This is a genomic window from Microcoleus sp. S28C3 (assembly GCF_036700785.1).
In the GTDB taxonomy this organism is placed as follows: domain Bacteria; phylum Cyanobacteriota; class Cyanobacteriia; order Cyanobacteriales; family Microcoleaceae; genus Microcoleus; species Microcoleus asticus.
Genome location: NZ_JAUBPO010000013.1, coordinates 56727 through 74837 on the forward strand (window position 1 = coordinate 56727; position 18111 = coordinate 74837).

Here is an 18111-nt window from a genome sequence, read left to right on the forward strand (position 1 = left end):
CCGACACCGACGGGGACAACTCCTTCTCCGACACCGACGGGGACAACTCCTTCTCCGACACCGACGGGGACAACTCCAACTCCGGCCGCGACGACTCCAACTCCGGCCGCGACGACTCCGACTCCGGCCGCGACGACTCCAACTCCGGCCGCGACGACTCCAACTCCGGCACCGAGTCCGAGTCCATCACCATCACCGGGGACAACTCCGAGTCCAACTGCGTCGCCGGGAACAACTCCGAGTCCGACTCCGGCACCGGGGACATTGCCGACACAGGTTCCGAGTCCGACTCCGACTCCGACTGCGGGCGGGACAACCCCGAGTCCGAGTCCTTCCATCGTCCCGACTCCAACTGCTACGACCCCAACTCCTCCGCCTTTGGGCGGGGGGCCGACTCCGCCGAGTTTTACATCTCCGACTCCTAACCAGCCACCGATCGTGGAAGCGGGCAAGACGGTGACTGGTTTGCAGAATTTGCCTCTGTCTCTGAGCATTTCGGCGCCCAGCGACCCGGAAGGCCAGCCGCTGTCGATCGCGGTAGTTGGACTTCCCAATCCTACTTTTGGTCAGGTAATTACGGGTACGAACCCCCTCACCGTGAACCAAAAGTTAACAGTTCAGGATTTACTGGGGCTGACATTTCAACCTGGAACAAATGCGATCGGGCAAGCCGGTTCTTTCAGCTACAGCGTAGCTGACGACCAAGGCGGCACGGCAGCAGCGTCAGTGGCGATTAACATCAATTCTTTCGATACCTCCGTAACTGTTCCAACTACCCTGTCGCCCATTGCTGTCAATGACGGCATCGTATTTACGAGTACGAATAATTTGCTGCCCACTTTTATCGACGTGCTGGCGAACGATTCCAGCCCGCAAAAAGGGCCGCTCAGCATTATCAATGTCAGCACACCGCAACTGGGGATAGCTGTAAACCTTGTCTCTCAAGTGCAATTCATCCCCGGCAACGTAGCGGGTACAACTGCTTTTACCTACAGCGTCAGCGACGGGTTCGGGACAGTTCCGGGCGTAGGTACTGTCACCGTTCAAATATTGCCGGCTGATAGCGGGCCTAACAATTTGGTTGGGGGTTCTTTGCCGGACAATCTGAACGGTTTAGCGGGCAGCGATACTATTGACGGTCAAGGCGGCAACGATAGCATGGACGGCGGTTTGGATAACGACGTGCTCGTAGGCGGCCTCGGCGCAGATACCATGACGGGGGGCGGCGGCAGCAATCAATTCCGCTATACCAGCCCTGCACAAGGTGGGCCGGCTTTTGATGCGGCTTCTTCGGCGGCGATCGATGCTGCGATCGCGGCGGGCGGATACGATGTGATTACTGATTTTAACGGCCTGGGCGTGCCGATCGCCGATCAGTTTAATTTTGCCCCCGGATTTGCCAATCTCAGCGGTAACACCCAAGTTCTGCTGGAAGTGCAGACAACTGTTTCTGCAAATATTCTGGGAGGAACTGCTTTCTTGTTTGCCTACGATTCCGGCGGCAATACTTACATCATTTATGACGGCAATGGCAATAACGCCACCAGCAGCGATTCTCGCATTTTGGCGAAGTTAAATGGTGTAACGGGGGTTTCTTCTCTTTCGGAATTTGACTTTACTTTTATCTAAAAAGATAAGAGGTTTTTAACCGCAAATTAACGCAGATAAACGCCGATTTTCTTGGCAGTTTATCTGCGTTAATTTGCGTTCATCGGGCGTTAAAAATTAAATCTCATTATGTTCAGAAAACAATCCCAATAAAGGGCCGAGAATAGCGCCGAAAACAAAGCCGCCGGCGTGGGCCCAGTAAGCAACTCCGCCGGATTCCATGCCTACACTTGCCGGGGCATTTAAGGAAGCCAAGCCGCTCAATGCTTGCTGTGCAAACCAAAACCCTAGAAAGAAGAAAGCGGGGACTCTGACGGTGGTAATAAAGATTCCCAAGGGAAGCAGTGTCAGAACTTTTGCTTGGGGATATCTGAGAATGTAAGCTCCCATGACGCCTGCAATCGCGCCGCTAGCACCCAGGGACGGAATGGGCGATGCTGAGGAAAAATACCACTGAGTTAGTGATGCTAAAACGCCGCAAGTAAGGTAAAATATTATAAATTTGACGTGTCCTAAACGGTCTTCTACGTTGTTGCCAAAAATCCACAAAAATAACATATTTCCCGCAATGTGGAGAAAACCTGCGTGCAGGAATTGGGAGCTGATTAGTGTCGTCCATTCGGGAAATGGCGAAACTGGCAGAGCAACCCGACACATATTGCTTAACTGGCAAGGAATTACGGCCCAAGAGTAGAAGAATTGGGTTAATTGTCGATCGCCTAAACTGAGTTCGTACAAAAATACTAATATGTTTGCGGCAATCAGCCCGTAGGTGACGTAGGGAGTGATACTAATGGGATTGTCATCGCGTAAGGGAACCACAGCCTTTTTTTCCTCATCAAAATATTGGCAACACAGTAGCGCATTTATAGCCCAGGTGTCTCCTGTCTAAAGGAAGAGGGAACAAGCCAATCGATTTTAGATTTTAGATTTTAGATTTTAGAATTGAAGAATTGAAGAAAGCGACTTGACGGATGTATCCGGGGGCTGGTTAATCTATTTTAGATTTTAGATTTTAGATTTTAGATTTTAGAATTAAAGAATTGAAGAATTGAAGAAAGCGACTTGACGGATGTATCAGGGGGCTGGTTATCGGATACTATATTTTTTATTAGTGCACGCATGAATCCGGGGGCTTGTACCGCCTGCGGATGCCACAAGCTTCCTTCAAACCCGCCGTATCCCGCTGAAAAAAAAATAAAACCCATTTAATAAAACCCTTCACCTTGCAGTTAGTTGAATATCTGCTTTTTAGTGTAGGGTTTTATTTTACCGCAAAAGTGTAGATTGTAGGATTGCAGAGCAAGTTTGTAGTTGCGATATTGGTACGGGTTTTCACTTCTCAACAAAACTACAAACTTATTTATCCGGCTGCTGATTACATTTTTACAGCAGGGCTAGTCGAAGGTTTAGGCGACTTAATTTCCTGGGAAACTGCACGGGCGCGGTAGAGTTTAGCAACGACTTGCTCGCACTTGGACAAATCCGATTCTATCTCTGTCAAAATGGCAGTTGATACGGGATCTGTGAACTTCACCCGCAGGTTGTTGATATCGACAACACCGGTTTGCAAATCACCCAGAGTGCTCCGCAGCAAGAACGTTTCATCGGTTCCTTGCATCGAGGCTTTTAATTTAGCGTATTTGTCGGCAATTTGGGCGGGAATTGAGGGTTTTTCGCCGAAATCGTTGAGGCGTTTTTCGAGAGCGAGGATGTGGTTCTGTTTATTTTGAATCATTTCTCTCAAGAGCGATCGCAAATCGCTGTCTTGGGTTTTTTCCGCATAATTTTGAAAGGCTTCGCAAGCATAGCGTTCCCCTGCGAGGGCGGTATTCAAACCTTTAACAATGTCGCCTTGTGTTGAGCCACCCCAACCATTAGCTAATTTCCACCATTCTGCATTTGTGTCAGTTTCTTCTGGCAAAGCGACTTCTTTTCCGCCGTAACCGAGGCGAGCCAGAATTGCGGTGGTAAATATTGCTAAATCTCCCGGTTGGCGGGAAGTGATCAAGTTGCCGTCAACTACTAAAGCTTCGTTGATGTAGTTAGCTCCGGCATTGATCATGTCTGTTTTAATTGCCAAGAAACCAGTCGCATTTTTGCCTTTCAGCAAGTCTGCTTCAATCAAAACTTGCGGGCCGTGGCAAACAGCAGCGACGATTTTTCCTTGCTCAAATGCTTCACGTACAAAATGTACTGTATTGGGATTAGTCCGCATTGTATCGGGAGCCATACCGCCGGGAATTATCACTGCATCGAATTCTGCGGGGACTGCTTCTGTGGTAGTTCCGTCTGCTTGCATGGCAAGTTTTCCTTGTTTCCCTGCATACTTTTCGTTTGTTCGGGAACCGAGGACAACTACTTCAAATCCTGCTTGTTTTAAGGCGTTGTAAGGAACTAGAAATTCCGAATCTTCAACTCCATTTTCGATGAGTATGGCAACTCGTTTGGTTTGGCGATTGTTATCGGCTGTCATAATCAGTTTCCCTTCAAGTAGTCTTTTCTCTAAACTTAATTCATTTGTTGCTGTTTTCGCGTCTGGCTAAAGTGATAAATTGGTTCTAGGAAAAATGTGCGTTCGTGAGTCTTTGGAGGTAGTCGTAAAGTACCCAATGCGCACCCTACAATTAGATGTTTTGTGCAAGTTGTGCGATCGCATCAATGCACGTAAGAGGCTCCATTAATGTCGATCGTAGTCCCGGTAGCGTGCGCAGCCAAACCCGACGCTAAAAACGCGATAACATTGGCAACATCTTGAGGAGGAGCGATTTTGCCGATCGGGATATCGCGAATAATATCAGCTTCGCCGCACTTTTGAATAAACTGATTAGACATTTCTGTACTGACAAATCCCGGTGCAACTGTAAAAGCCAAAATATTATCAGCCGCAAACCCTCTAGCAATGCTGCGAGTTAAAGCAACAACAGCACCTTTTGACGCGGCGTAGTGCAGATAATTCGGGTCATCGCCGCGAAAAGCAGCGCGACTTGCTATATTAATAATTATACCTCCACTTCGAGTTTTAAAATAAATAATTGCTTCGCGGCACAAGTCGGCAACGGCAACTAAATTAACTTGTAGAGTTTGTTGCCAAGCTGACGACCAAATATCGAACTCGTCCTCTATACCCGCTGACTGCATAATTCCAGCATTGTTAACTAAAACATCAATATGACCGCGCCATTTTAAAGCATCTCGCCACAAAGTCGATCCCGCGTTTTCCAGCATCAAATCTGCTGCCAATAAATAACAGCGATCGCGCGCAACACTTGCTGCTACCGCTTCAGCTTCAGTTTGACTGCGACAGTAATGCAAAATCACCTCAGCCCCAGCATTAACCAGAGTCCGCACCGTCACTGCACCAATCCCCTTTGAGCCGCCAGTTACTAAAATTACCTTGCCTGTTAAATCAATCATTTCTCTATCTCTTTTCTCTTTCTCTGTACCCTCTGCGCCCTCTGCGGTTCATAAAAAAAATAAATCCCCTTCACACATGAAATAGAATTGCTATATGATACAGCACATTCCATCTCAATGTGTATGCCATTGCCTCATGCTGATGGATATCTGCAATAAACCTGTCCAAAAACTTCCAAATCCTTTCCCATGTTGGTTTCTATTGGAAATATAGGCACTGCTTACAGCACTATAGCTTCTTTGTTCTTAAACTCGATAACTACAGTGGATTCGGCAGCAGAGGTCGAATTAAATCCAGAATTCTGTCAGAATTAAAATTATTGATATAATCAGTTAGTGCCTGGGACAAACCTGCTTTAGATTCGGGAATTTGTACGATTAATTCGTTCATAACTTCGGTATCGAGATAGTAAGCGGCTTGATACATTTGTTCTAACCACTGAGGGGACATCACGGATATATCTTCTACAGACAGCCTTTCAGCTAATAGTTTGTTTGGAGTTGCTCCTCGGGCTTCGTAAATATATTGCACTCCCAAATATTTAGCGATTTTGTCAAAAATTTCTTTCTGCTGAAATGGCTTGCTCATAAATTCGTTACAGCCAGCCATGAGAACGTCCTCTCGCTCTTCTTCAAAAACACTGGCAGTTAAAGCAATAATGACAGTTTCTTGGTTGTTAGGGCGTTGTCTAATATATTTAGTAGCTGTGTAGCCGTCCATGATTGGCATTCGCAGATCCATGAAAATCAGGTGCGGCAACCAACTTTCCCACAGTGAGATTGCCTCAACTCCCTGTGTTGCTTCTCTCACCTCAAAGCCAATGGAGGTCAGGATCTCGACTAACAAGCGGCGATTTTCTGCTAAATCTTCAACAACAAGGATACGGTAGGTTGGTTGTCCAGGAGCTAAACCAATTACTCTTTGATTAATTGATTCCGGGGGTAAGGATTCTGCTTGAGGTAACTGTACAGCAATCTCAAAGGAAAAAGTGCTACCTCGGTTCAAAGTGCTTTTAACCCGGATTTGACCGCCCATGAGTTGGACGAGTTTTTGACTGATCGCTAAACCAAGCCCAGTGCCTTGACTCAAATTATTCCCAGCTTGGGTTTGCACAAATAATTTAAATAGGCTGTCAATTTCTGTTGGAGCAATTCCCACGCCTGTATCTTCAATTTCAAAACATAGGTGACGAGAGGTTTTGTCTCTTTGTGCTGCTCTTACTCGTAAGGTGATGCTTCCTTGCTTGGTAAATTTAATCGCATTACCGAGCAGATTTACCAAGACTTGATATAGTTTTTTCTTGTCGGTATGCACAAATTTAGGAAGATCTGGATCGGACTCGAAAATTAGTTGCAATTCTCTAGAATGGGCTTTAACTTGCAGCATTTCTTCAAGAGAAGTCAGCAAATTTGTCAAATCAAAGTCAGAAGGATTGAGTGTCATCCGTCCGCTCTCGATTTTGGATATATCTAAAATATCGTTAATCAAGTCCAACAAATGTCTACCGCTACGATTGACAATCTGCAAGCGCTCTTGGAGAGAAGGAGTCAGAGCCCTCTCATCGCTCATCAATTGCGTGAATCCTAAAATAGAGTTGAGGGGGGTGCGGAGTTCGTGGCTCATATTCGCGAGGAAGACACTCTTGGCTTGGTTGGCTGCTTCTGCTGTTTCCTTCGCCTGCCGAATTTCCACCTCAGCTTGTTTGCGATCGCTAATATCAATTAAATATCCCAAAATTTCCACTGGTCTCCCTTCATTATCGCGAATTAGCTTGAGTTGTTGGAGTATCCAGCGATAATTCCCATCTGAGTGCAGAAGACGGAATTCCTGAACATAAAAACCATCGGTGAATAGATTTGTTACTCCATTAAGCACCTGGTCTACATCATCTGGATGCAGATGATCGATCCAAAATCCAGACTGTTCTAAAAATTCTTTGGTTTCGTAGCCGATTACGTCTTTGATGTTTTCGCTGATGAATGTTGGGCCATACTCGCCATCAACTTTACTGCTAAAAATAACGACGGGACTGTAGTTCAGGAGAAAGTTGAGACGGTTTGTGGTAGCTTGCAAGGCTTGTTCAGACAGTTTTAGCTTTGTTATATCGTGCTGAACGGCAACATATACAGTTCCGTATTCAGGATGCTCAAACTTAGAGGTATGAACTCTGCACCAAAAGAGTGTGCCATCTTTTTTTTTGTTGTAGACTTCATATTTCGCTTCCCCGTCCCGATCGACTTGAGTGACGATATCTTCAACGGTTTCGTCGGGTGTAATCTGTGTATCGACATAATTTATTACACCAACGGGTTGACCTGCGAGTTCGCCCTCTCGGTAGCCAAACATTGCATCAAATTTAGGATTAGTGTAGAAGATCGTCAAGTCTGAGGCTTTGATTAAACACACTCCCCCTGCCATATTATTCATAATAATGCTTTGCAGTTCGAGTGTTTTTTGAACTTCTTTTCGAGCCGTGATGTCTTGAATTTGAGCAATAATATGCAGTGGATTTCCCTGCTCATCTTTTACTACAGATCCATTCAGCAGAATCCAAACAATATGTCCTTGTTTATGCAAATAACGTTTTTCTCGTTGGTAAGTTGAAATGGTTCCTGCTAATAGATTACGCCTATTATTAAGATCCACTGCTAAATCTTCAGGATAGGTAATGTCTTCAAAAGTTAGTGTTAACAACTCTTCTGAGGAGTAGCCAACAATCTGGCACAGGGCAGGATTGACTTTAAGCCAATGCCCGTCAAGGGAAAGGATCGCCATCCCGATCGAGGCATCTTCAAACGCATGGCGAAACTGCTCTTCACTGTTTCGTAAAGCTGTCTCAATTTGTTTGCGCTCGTTTTCAGCTCGTTTGCGATCGCTGATGTCGCGTTTAAATACAGAAGCCCCAATAACTCTGCCTTTTGTGTCCTTCACAGGCGATATGGTGCAAGAGATGTGGATAAGTTTTCCATCTTTACGGACGCGCAAGGTTTCATAGTTTTTAATCATTTCTCCTTGTCGAATCCTTTCGAGGATTTGCTGTTCTTCGTTGGTAAGATTGGGTGGAATTAGAATAGCGATCGATTGTCCTATGATTTCTTCAGCCTTGTAGCCAAAGATTTTTTCTGCTGCATTGTTCCAGCTTAAAATGATGCCGTCTAAGGACTTGCTAATAATTGCATCACCAGAGTATTCCACAATCGCTGCCATGCGTGCCAGTGATGCTTCTGCTTGCTTGCGAACCGTAATATCGGTTCCAATGCCGAGAAACCCTGTGATATTGCCTTCTGGGTCATATAAAGCTGTCGCCGAGAGGAGTAACGGAAAGCGACTACCATCTTTGCGGATGTACGACCATTCGTACTCGTCTGTCTCTCCAAGACGTGCCTTGGCAACAAAAGTCTCAAATCCTGGTTCGATAGAGATTCCCATTTGGACAGATAAATCTTGGGCGCGATGTACGACTTCCTCCTTGTCGTGAAGGATCGCAGGTGTTGCTTTCCCCAAAACTTCTTCGGCACTATATCCCAACCATCGCTCGGCGGCTTTGTTAAAGGTAAGAATCGTACCATCTACGGCGGTGGAAATGATGCTGTAATTGGCACTATCTAAAATAGCTTTTTGCAGCGTTGTTGTTTGAAGTAATTCTTCCTCAGCCTGTTTGCGATCGCTGATATCGCGCAGCATAACCGTAAATACCGTTTCGTCTCCTATTTCCAGCCTAGAAATTGAGGCTTCAGCAGGAAACTGAGTGCCATCTTGACGGCGACCCCAAATCTCACCTCGTTCTCCCATCCTTCCCGCTATACAAAATTGAGCAAATTGTTGGATATGCTGCTGGTGAGCATTCCTAAACTGTTCTGGCAGTAGTAAGCTCAGGGGTTGCCCTAAAACTTCCTCAGTTTTATAGCCGAAAATCTTTTCCGCCCCTTGATTAAACAGGGTAATGCGTTGAGTGCGATCGACTGAAATGATTGCATCATTGGCGATTTCTAGAATTCCAGCAAAACGAGCCTGTGATTTTCGTACAGCTTCTGTCCGTTCAGTCACAAGGATTTCTAAAGTTTCATTAAGTTTTTGCAGCTCTGCTTGGGTTTGTTGGCGATTGAAATCTATCTGGTTGAGAAATCGAGCCGTCCCCCAAATGAGAATTGAGAACGTGAAAACCATGATGATTGACCGCAAGGCACAGCCAAATTCAGCGTTATACAAACCTAATTTTTGCCCTTGAAGAGTGAACCAGTTCAGTGATATGGGAAAGAGGATCGTCCAAGGCAGCAGCCACCGCAACATCAATCCGCCGACTAGCGGACTGGTGACTTCTTGCATTAACCCTTCCTTGGGTCGGAGCAATAAAATACCTCCATAGAGGATGAAAAAGGTGAGGATCGTGTTTAGGGCTTGAGTTGTTGTAATTAAGATCAGTTGGGTGAAAATATTGACCTCAAAGATGTGTCCAAAGAAAGCTAGGAGAGAAATTAAAGCCGCAACACTACTGCAAATCTGTGCCAACCAAATGTTCCGTTCGATATTTTGCCCTAGCAGTAATAGTGCTACTCCCATCAGCACAAAATTTAAGGCGGTATTCACTCCCATTCGCCCCGGCTCGGGAGTCGCCGAAGACGCGACATCCCGGAAAAGCCACTGATCGATACTCAAATGCCAACCAAAGAGATACTCGCTCAGCGTCAGCAGCCCGATCGCAATTACCAACCCGGCCGTCCCTTGAGCGACTCGATAGTGCAGTCGAGTTAGTCTTTGGTACTGCAACAATCTCAAAGACACTCCAGCCAGCAAAAAGCAAAGTGCCGTGTTTGCTTTCATGGTCGAAGTCATACCGGGAAAACCACTTTTGAGTAGGGAGATGTCAAATTGCCAACCGAGCAGGACGACACACCCGATCGCAATGACGAATACACTTGTCAGTTGAGAAATGTGCTTGTTCATAAATAAATCGGCTGCTTGGGTTGAGAAAAGGTTTTCCTGATGTTACAAGAAGCAAAGTGACGTTAATTGTCACGAATCCCCTTTGCCAAAAAAACGCTCTCATCTGGACTAATGTGCATTGAGGCTCTTTGCTTACCTGCTTTAATCGTTCTTTAGCCCTAATTTAGATAAATCAGTTAATTCCATAATGATATCTGTTTTAAAATTTAGCACTAAATCTTTGAGGGCATTCGCGATCGTCGCTTGAGAAGACGGTATTTGTTCAATTAATTCCAGCAGGACATCTGCATCACAATAGTAAGCCGCTTCATACATTTGCTGTAACAATTCGGGGGGCATTGTTGCTAAAGCGTCCCTGGATAATTCAACCCTCGCCAGCGGAGAAGGATATTGAGAGGTAATGGGCGAGATGTCATCTAGTTTATCCTCGTATAACGACAGTATCTCCGTTAACATTTGCAATAATTCTCCGATCGTGTACGGTTTCAATAAAAACTTTTTTACATCAGCATCTAATGCCAGTTTTCTATTCTTAATGAGTCCGCTAGTCGCAATTATCTTCACCAGAGGATTGATTTTTTGCAATGTCTCAATTGTGGTAACACCATCTAGGTTTGGCATCATCATATCCATTAAAACAACACTGATTTCCTGTTGATTTTCGGTATAGAGAGCGAAGGCTTCAATCCCATCACTAGCGAGTATTGTTCTGTAGTTATAGTTTTCGAGAGAGGTTTGTGTTACCTCTTGAATAGAGGTTTCATCATCCACAATTAAAATCAACTCGCCCTTACCTCTGGGCAGTAATTTTTCTCGGGGTATGACACTCACCTCTCCCTCTATAGCAGGTAAAAAAATATTAAATTCGGTCCCCTTGCCCAACTCGCTATCAACCTTGACAAAACCGCCATGAGTTTTGACAATCCCCGCCACGGTTGATAATCCTAGTCCCGTTCCTTTGCCAATTTCCTTGGTCGTGAAAAACGGGTCAAAAATTCGGTTTAACAATTCGGGTGGGATGCCGCTTCCCGTATCAGAAACCGTCACCACCACATAAGAACCTGCTTTTGCTTCCAAATTGATCAGGGCATCATGTTTACCTAATAGACGATTTTCAGCGCAAATAGTCAAAGTTCCTTCGTCTGGTATCGCATCTCTGGCGTTAATCATCAGATTCATAAATACTTGGTGCATTTGGGTAGAATCAGCCGAGATTCTCCACAGTTCCTTAGTCGGTATTTCCGCTGAAATTGCGATTGATTTAGGAAATGTCTGTTTAGTAATACCGATCACTTCTAGGAGCAGGTCGCCTAGCTGTAATATTACATAATTACCTTCCGTTCCTCTACTGAAAAGAAGAATTTGCTTGACCAAATCAGCCCCACGTCTAGCACTGCTAGAAAGAATCGTAAACAGTCTTTCTGTCTTATCATCTAGGTTAGGAAATTTGAGAGGAAGCATTTGAGTAACGCTCAAAATCGGGGTAAGAATGTTATTAAAATCATGGGCGATTCCACTTGCTAACGTTCCTAAACTCTCTAATCTCTGGGCATGATAAAATTGTTTTTCAAGTTGTTTTTTTTCGGTGATATCAGTGTTAATTACGAGAATAGATTTTAGCTTTAAAAAATGATTTTCTACCAGAATTTTACGGCTTTCTACGATAATATTATTGCCTGCTTTAGTGCTTTGTTTTATTTCACTTTGCCAAATACCTTGTTCGCTAGTGGTTTTTATAGCCTTAGTATGAGCAATTGGTTGGTTAAATAAGGTTTTAGTTTTTTGCCCGATAATTTCGGTTGCTGTCCAACCATACAAACGTTCAGCTCCTTTATTCCAAAATAAAATCTGGTCGTCTAAATCGTGTACAAAAATGGCATCAGTAGTAAGATCGATTAATGCTGCTTGTTCGGCAATTTTTTGCTCTGTTTCTTTGCGTTGGGTAATATCCGTAATAATTTCTATGCCCACCCAACAATCTTGTTCTCGATCCCATTCAGCGACATAGTTTGAGGAAAGCCAGCGAATAGTGCGATCGCCATGCAAAAAACGATACTCAACGATCCCCGATCGCCCTCCTTTAATGTTTTGCACCAATGAGACAAGAGCCTTTTCTCGATCTTCAGGTAGTATATTCGCCGTAATTAGGGAAGAATCGGCTTGCACGGCTTCTAAGCTATAGCCAAAAAGCTGTTGGGTTCCTCCTATCCAAGAATCGATTTTAAACGTGCCATCGGTCAAAAGACGAAAATTATTAATAACGGCGATCGCGCTGTTGAGAATTTGACTGAGTTTAGCAGCTTCTTTAATTTTAGATTCTGTAATATCAGTAATAATAATACTATTAACTAAAAGCTGATCTATTTTAAATTGTTTAAGCGATAATTTGACAGGTACTTCCTTATTTCCTGTTGCCGCGATCAAAGATAACTCTCTGGTGAGAGTTTCTTTTTCTTGAACCTCTTGTAAAAGTTGTAAAAACGCTTTTCTATCCTTGGGCGCAATAAAGGTTTCTAAGCTAGAGCCAATCAGGTTTTTTAAAGAAAAATCTAAGAGTTCTGAGAGTCGCTTATTACAGTACAAAATCAAGCCTTCAGAAGAGACAGTTGCTGCTCCTTCCCCCATTTGTTCAACTAAACACTGATAAACATAATCTGCCCCCTGAAGCGTAAAAACTCGCTCCCCTTGCTGCGTAGAAACAACAACAGCGTCAACTTCGCCAGAACAAATAGCCTGCAACGTTTCTTCCGTCACATTTAGGCGTTCCTGCACTTCTGCCAATTGCTGCTGTAGCGTTTCGACTTCTTGGCGCAACTTTTCAATAGGAGCTTGGGAGTCCTTCATTGCTTTCCTCTTCAATGATATTTTTAGGCACAAGATTAAGACCCCTTAACACTTTTTCAGTATTCGATAAATTGCCAATAATCTTTTGTAAGGGCGTAGGTAACTGTTTAATCAATGTGGGAACAGCCACAATATTCTCGGCAATAGCGGCTTCTGTCTGTTGATAAATATCAATAACTTCTAATTCATAACGTCCTTGGAGATGTTGCTCACAAATTTTTTTGATATTTTGCAACGCCGTCACCGATTGGAGCGTTGTACCTGCAATATAAAGACGTAGGATATAATGCTGTTCCTGCTGCGATTGGGACAAAGCCTGTTCAAAAAGTTCTGTAGTTACTAGGTTAAAATCTTCTGAGTCAATCATCGTTAGTGCCGTTAATGCCTAAATATTGAGTTAGCGTTCATCCATAAGAGGACTTATGTGCAGTCCTACTAAAACTTTTTCAGTATTCGATAAATCACCAATAATTTTTTTAATCGGTTCGGGCAATTTTCTGACGAGAGTCGGTAGAGCAACGATGTTATCTTCTATGGCGAGATGGGGCTGTTTACTTAAGTCAATAATTTCTATGCTATATTGACCGTTAAGATATTCCTCACAGATTTTCTTCAAATTGGCAAAAGCAACCAGAGATTTAGGGGTTTGTCCCGCCACATATAAGCGCAGGTGCCAAATCTCTGCTCCTTTTGTGTTAGCGGTATCTGATAAATGATCGGTCATGGTTTTTCTCCTTAGAAAATAGATTTTAGGGGTTAAGATGGCGTAATCTTCCTATAGAGGTTCGATTATCCCGCACCGTTTTTTGATATTCTTCTTCTTCTTCTATCAGCAAAGTGAATTCCTCATCTCGATTGGTTAATTGCATTTGCAGAGCTTCGATCTGAGCTTGTATGAGATGTTTTTCTTGCTCACACTCGCGTTTTTTGAGTTCAAAACTCTGTCGCCGTTTTCTAGCGGCAGATTGTTCCTCTAGTGATTGATTGATGCGTTGCGTTCCTGTTAATACCTTGCCATCTCCCAAATAAACCTCCACCAAGTTTACCCCTTGATTAGTGAGCACAAATTCTCGTACTTGATTTGAGTGCATCATGCCGCGAGATTTGAGGACATAGAGAATCCGATTGCGCTCCCCATTGACCTTGAGGGTTTGGAGTTCTAACCAAGTATCCATCAGAGAGGAAACACCCATTTCTGTCTGTTCGTGGTCGCGGTCAGTATCACCGGGAGTTAAATCGGTCAAGAAAACTGTGATTTGCTTACTCTTTAAGTAGTCAATTAAGCGCATGAAAAAGCTTTTTGTTTGCATAAAGCTTCCACTCAAAATGAGATTACTCATCGGATCGATTACGATCGCACTTGGTTGAAATTCTTTGACCCAGCGATGGATCTTAAACAAACGCATTTCTAAATTATAGTTAGTGGGACGTACCGCATCAAATTGCAATAATCCCTGCTCTACATAGGGGGCTAAGTCAAGACCAATCGAGTTTAAATTACGGAGAATTTGTTGGGGGGATTCTTCAGTGGCGAGATATAAACACCGTTCGCCCCTCAGGCAGGTTGCTTGGGCAAAATGAGCGGCAAGAGTCGTTTTCCCCGTTCCTGCCCTGCCTGTAACAAGAATACTGCTACCCCGATAGTAGCCCTGCCCGCCAAACATTTCATCAAGTTGCGGGATGCCCGTTGAGATGCGCTCGTTAGAAACCTCATGGTCTAACGTTAAAGAAGTAATTGGTAAGACAGAAATGCCATTTTCTTCAATTAAAAAAGGATACTCATTATTACTGTGGCGAGAGCCGCGATATTTGACAACTTGGATGGTTCTTGTGGCGATATCTCCAACGGTTTTTTGATCTAATTTGATCACACAATCCGAAACATATTCTTCTAAACCTTGACGGGTTAAGGTCAGTTCTCCTCTCTCGCCAGTGATTACGGCTGTCACACCTTGGTCTTTTAACCAATGAAATAAACGGCGCAATTCTGCTCGGAGAATGTTGGCATTGGCTAAACCAGCAAACAAGACTTCTATCGTGTCTAAAACTACCCGTTTAGCCCCAATTTTTTGAATCGCATAGCCTAGACGAATAAATAGGGCTTCTAGGTCGTATTCTCCTGTTTCCTCAATTTCGCTGGCTTCAATATAAATATGATCGATTAATATTTTGCCTTCAGCGCTCAATTCAGTTAAATCCCAGCCTAAAGATGTGACATTTTTAGTGATTTCTGCCGCAGTTTCTTCAAAGGTAAGTAAAACTCCAGGTTCCCCGTACAGTGTTGCGCCGCGCACTAGAAACTCCACACCAAATAACGTCTTACCGCAACCCGCTGACCCGCAGATTAAGGTTGGTCGGCCTTGGGGTAAACCTCCATCTGTGATTTCATCAAGCCCCTGAATACCCGTTGGGCATTTGGATAATTGTAGATGTTGATTTATTTGCATAAAAAAATAAAAAATGATTATTGATAGGACTTACATAAGCCCACAACTATCCTACCTGTGACAATCTAGGAATCTGTGCTATTGTCTTTATTACCCGTGTATGATTAACAATATCACTTTTTGTCGATCGAGTATCCATAGCTTTTCGTTTCTTGAGGGAAGCGCCAGCAGGTGGCGGATTACATCGCGGCAATTGAGAGAAGGCGGGGAATAGAGCCTTTCTATAGATCTGGGCGGGTGATAACCCGGCTGCAACCACGATCGAGTAAAGATTGAGCTAACTTATGGTAACAAAAGATAGGCAGCCGAATGGTTATAGACTAGCCTGTTGACAAAAAATGTTACCAACATTCTATCAGACCCACTTACCAAAACAACTGACCCATACCTAATGGATTGTACTAACAGTCTTACTGAATATGATTAGCGATTCAGTTACCAGCTATCTAGGCAACATTTTAATCGTTGACGATTTACCCGAAAACCTGCGTTTGCTGAGGGATACATTGAGCGAACACGGTTATAAGGTTCGCAGTGCGACGACAGGGGCAATGGCGCTCAGAGCCGCCCAATCTCCAGCGACGGAATTAATTTTACTAGACATTAAGTTGCCAGATATGGATGGCTATGAAGTTTGCAGACAATTAAAATCTGAAGTTCGCACCGCAGACATTCCAGTTGTTTTTTTGAGTGCGCTCAATGACACTTTCAATAAGGTGCAAGGGCTGGCCGCAGGAGGAGTAGATTATATTGCCAAGCCGTTTCAAGTCGAAGAGGTATTGGCGCGTGTCGAAACTCACCTGACTATCCAACGACTCCGCAAAAGCCTTCAAGAACAAAATTTGCGCCTCATTAAAGAGATTGAGGAACATCAACGCCTCGAAAATGCCCTTTTTGCCGAAAAGGAATTGGCTCAGGTGACATTGCAATCGATTGGCGATGGCGTCATTACTACTGATGCTCAAGGTAATATTAGATATTTCAATCCTGTTGCTGAGCGACTAACAGGCTGGACATCGGAGGAAACTGAAGGAATGCCTCTGTCTGAAGTTTTCATAATCGTTAATGAAGTAACGAGAAAGCCAGCAGAAAATCCTATAACTCAAGCTCTGTCAAAAGGGAAAATTGTGGGCTTAGCTAACCATACTATTCTCATTGCTCGCGATGGGACGGAGTACGGCATTGAGGACTCAGCAGCACCAATTCGAGACCGCCAAGGCCAAATTATCGGGGCAGTCATTGTCTTTCATGATGTTACCGAATCGCGCTATCTTGCCAAGCAACTTTATTGGGAAGCCAGTCACGATGCCCTGACGGGTTTAATCAACCGTAGAGGATTTGAACAGCAGCTAATTGAGGCGATCGCCTCTGTTCAAGTTAGCAATCAGCAGCACGCTCTCTGTTATTTAGATTTAGATCAGTTCAAAGTAGTTAACGATACCGCAGGTCATATTGCTGGCGATGAGCTACTGCGCCAAATCACTACACTGTTACAAAAGGGAGTGCGCGCTAATGACACGCTGGCTCGCTTGGGAGGTGATGAATTTGGTCTTTTGCTCACTCAATGTCCACTATCTCAAGCAGCTCTGATTGCGGAAAAACTCAAAGATCTAGTGCATCAGTTCCGGTTTATTTGGAATAACAAAACCTTTATCATCGGGGTCAGCATTGGAGTTGTTGCCATTGACCAAACCAGCCAAGATTTAATGCCTGTTTTGGGAGCTGCTGATGCAGCTTGTTATGCCGCCAAAGCCAAAGGTCGCAACTGTATTCATGTTTATAGCCTAGATGATGGCGAACTAATTAGACAACGTGGTGAGAGACTGGTGGTTTCCAAAATCAGCCGAGCGTTGGAAACCAATCATTTTCGTCTCTACTTCCAAAAGATTGTCTCTATTAGCTCTAGCCCATCATTAGAGCATTATGAAATTTTGCTAAGAATGCTAGACGAAAATGGAGAAATAGTGGCTCCCAATGAGTTTATTCCCGCCGCCGAGCGTTATGGATTGATAACTAAGATCGATTGTTGGGTAATCGAAACTTTTTTCTCTAATTATCATAATTTATCTGGGCAACAGGTTCTTACGGATGGCTTATATACGATCAATATTTCTGGCGCTAGCATTAGTAACAATCAATTTATGATGTTTTTAATCGACCAATTTCCTCGCTACCAAATTCCTCCTCAGAGCATTTGTTTTGAAATCACGGAAACCGCAGCCATCGCGAATTTTGAGCAAGCCAGATATTTCATGAGCGAACTCAAAAAGATTGGGTGTCGCTTTGCTTTAGATGATTTTGGCAGTGGGTTGAGTTCCTTTGCGTATCTGATCAATTTACCAGTTGATTATCTAAAAATTGATGGTACTTTTGTCAAGAATATTAGTCATAATTTGATTTCTCAAGCGATCGTCGAAGGCTTTAATGGTATTGCCCATGCGATGAATCTTAAAACTATAGCTGAGTTTGTCGAAGACGAGACTATCTTAGAAAAATTGCAGGAGATTGGAGTAGATTATGCTCAGGGGTATGGGATCGGCCATCCCGTCCCTATTAACTTTAATCGCTAGCCGTCCCATTATCTCTCTTGTGTCACTCTGGGAGAAAACCTTGATAATGAGATAATGAGTAAGGCATGGCTATTTTGGGCAGAAAGAATATCCTGATATTTTGCTAAAGCCTTGAGAAAAATTCGTTGCGGGCGTGAGTTAAATCTGATTCATTGAACAGGTAATTACCAATAAACAAGGTAAGAATGCCGATCGCCAGCCTGTAAAATGACGTACAGCCGATCGATCGCACTCAGCCAGCGGGCTGATAGCCTGACCCCTGCGCCCTGTCTGGATGTTT

10 protein-coding genes are annotated in these 18111 nt (G+C 44.0%); 2 read left to right on the forward strand and 8 right to left on the reverse strand.

The annotated features are described in order from the left end of the window. Positions 1–1629: Ig-like domain-containing protein (locus QUA13_RS06200; RefSeq protein ID WP_445242683.1), on the forward strand; the 1629-nt coding region annotated here is incomplete at its 5' end. A gap of 96 nt (positions 1630–1725) precedes the next feature. Here QUA13_RS06200 and QUA13_RS06205 read toward each other — a convergent pair. The 8 genes from QUA13_RS06205 to kaiC all read right to left on the reverse strand — a co-directional run bounded on the left by QUA13_RS06205 (position 1726) and on the right by kaiC (position 15261). Continuing rightward, entirely contained in the window at positions 1726–2430 is a 705-nt protein-coding gene (locus QUA13_RS06205; protein ID WP_333197445.1) for a rhomboid family intramembrane serine protease, read from the reverse strand. 556 nt (positions 2431–2986) lie between these two features. Then, positions 2987–4084 (reverse strand): DJ-1/PfpI/YhbO family deglycase/protease, encoded by a 1098-nt coding sequence (locus QUA13_RS06210; protein ID WP_333189784.1) that lies wholly within the window; start codon positions 4082–4084, stop codon positions 2987–2989. A gap of 182 nt (positions 4085–4266) precedes the next feature. Beyond that, on the reverse strand, positions 4267–5025 hold the full coding sequence (locus QUA13_RS06215; RefSeq protein ID WP_333197446.1) for an SDR family oxidoreductase: 759 nt from the start codon (positions 5023–5025) through the stop codon (positions 4267–4269). A gap of 259 nt (positions 5026–5284) precedes the next feature. Next, positions 5285–9970 (reverse strand): PAS domain S-box protein, encoded by a 4686-nt coding sequence (locus QUA13_RS06220; RefSeq protein ID WP_333197449.1) that lies wholly within the window; start codon positions 9968–9970, stop codon positions 5285–5287. A 141-nt stretch (positions 9971–10111) separates the two neighbouring features. Continuing rightward, positions 10112–12814: a PAS domain S-box protein gene (locus QUA13_RS06225; protein WP_333197451.1), complete on the reverse strand. Its 2703-nt coding sequence runs from the start codon at positions 12812–12814 to the stop codon at positions 10112–10114. Beyond that, the gene (locus QUA13_RS06230) at positions 12789–13181 is read right to left on the reverse strand and encodes a circadian clock KaiB family protein (RefSeq protein ID WP_333197453.1); all 393 of its coding nucleotides are present in this window, start codon (positions 13179–13181) and stop codon (positions 12789–12791) included. Before QUA13_RS06230 ends, QUA13_RS06225 begins: the two co-directional genes overlap by 26 nt. A gap of 30 nt (positions 13182–13211) precedes the next feature. Beyond that, positions 13212–13538 carry a circadian clock KaiB family protein gene (locus tag QUA13_RS06235; RefSeq protein WP_333197456.1) on the reverse strand — a complete coding sequence of 109 codons (327 nt, stop codon included), beginning with the start codon at positions 13536–13538 and terminating at the stop codon, positions 13212–13214. 25 nt (positions 13539–13563) lie between these two features. Further along, positions 13564–15261 (reverse strand): circadian clock protein KaiC, encoded by a 1698-nt coding sequence (gene kaiC, locus QUA13_RS06240; protein WP_333197458.1) that lies wholly within the window; start codon positions 15259–15261, stop codon positions 13564–13566. A 419-nt stretch (positions 15262–15680) separates the two neighbouring features. Here kaiC and QUA13_RS06245 point away from each other — a divergent pair, with 419 nt between their 5' ends. Next, positions 15681–17831 carry an EAL domain-containing protein gene (locus QUA13_RS06245; protein WP_333197461.1) on the forward strand — a complete coding sequence of 717 codons (2151 nt, stop codon included), beginning with the start codon at positions 15681–15683 and terminating at the stop codon, positions 17829–17831. Positions 17832–18111 lie beyond the last annotated feature (280 nt).

Bases quoted from the DNA above. Each gene is read 5' to 3' on its own strand.
- QUA13_RS06220 (WP_333197449.1), bottom strand. From the start codon at position 9,970: ATGAACAAGCACATTTCTCAACTGACAAGTGTATTCGTCATTGCGATC.
- QUA13_RS06245 (WP_333197461.1), top strand. From the start codon at position 15,681: ATGATTAGCGATTCAGTTACCAGCTATCTAGGCAACATTTTAATCGTT.
- QUA13_RS06210 (WP_333189784.1), bottom strand. From the start codon at position 4,084: ATGACAGCCGATAACAATCGCCAAACCAAACGAGTTGCCATACTCATC.
- QUA13_RS06230 (WP_333197453.1), bottom strand. From the start codon at position 13,181: ATGATTGACTCAGAAGATTTTAACCTAGTAACTACAGAACTTTTTGAA.
- QUA13_RS06235 (WP_333197456.1), bottom strand. From the start codon at position 13,538: ATGACCGATCATTTATCAGATACCGCTAACACAAAAGGAGCAGAGATT.
- kaiC (WP_333197458.1), bottom strand. From the start codon at position 15,261: ATGCAAATAAATCAACATCTACAATTATCCAAATGCCCAACGGGTATT.
- QUA13_RS06225 (WP_333197451.1), bottom strand. From the start codon at position 12,814: ATGAAGGACTCCCAAGCTCCTATTGAAAAGTTGCGCCAAGAAGTCGAA.
- QUA13_RS06215 (WP_333197446.1), bottom strand. From the start codon at position 5,025: ATGATTGATTTAACAGGCAAGGTAATTTTAGTAACTGGCGGCTCAAAG.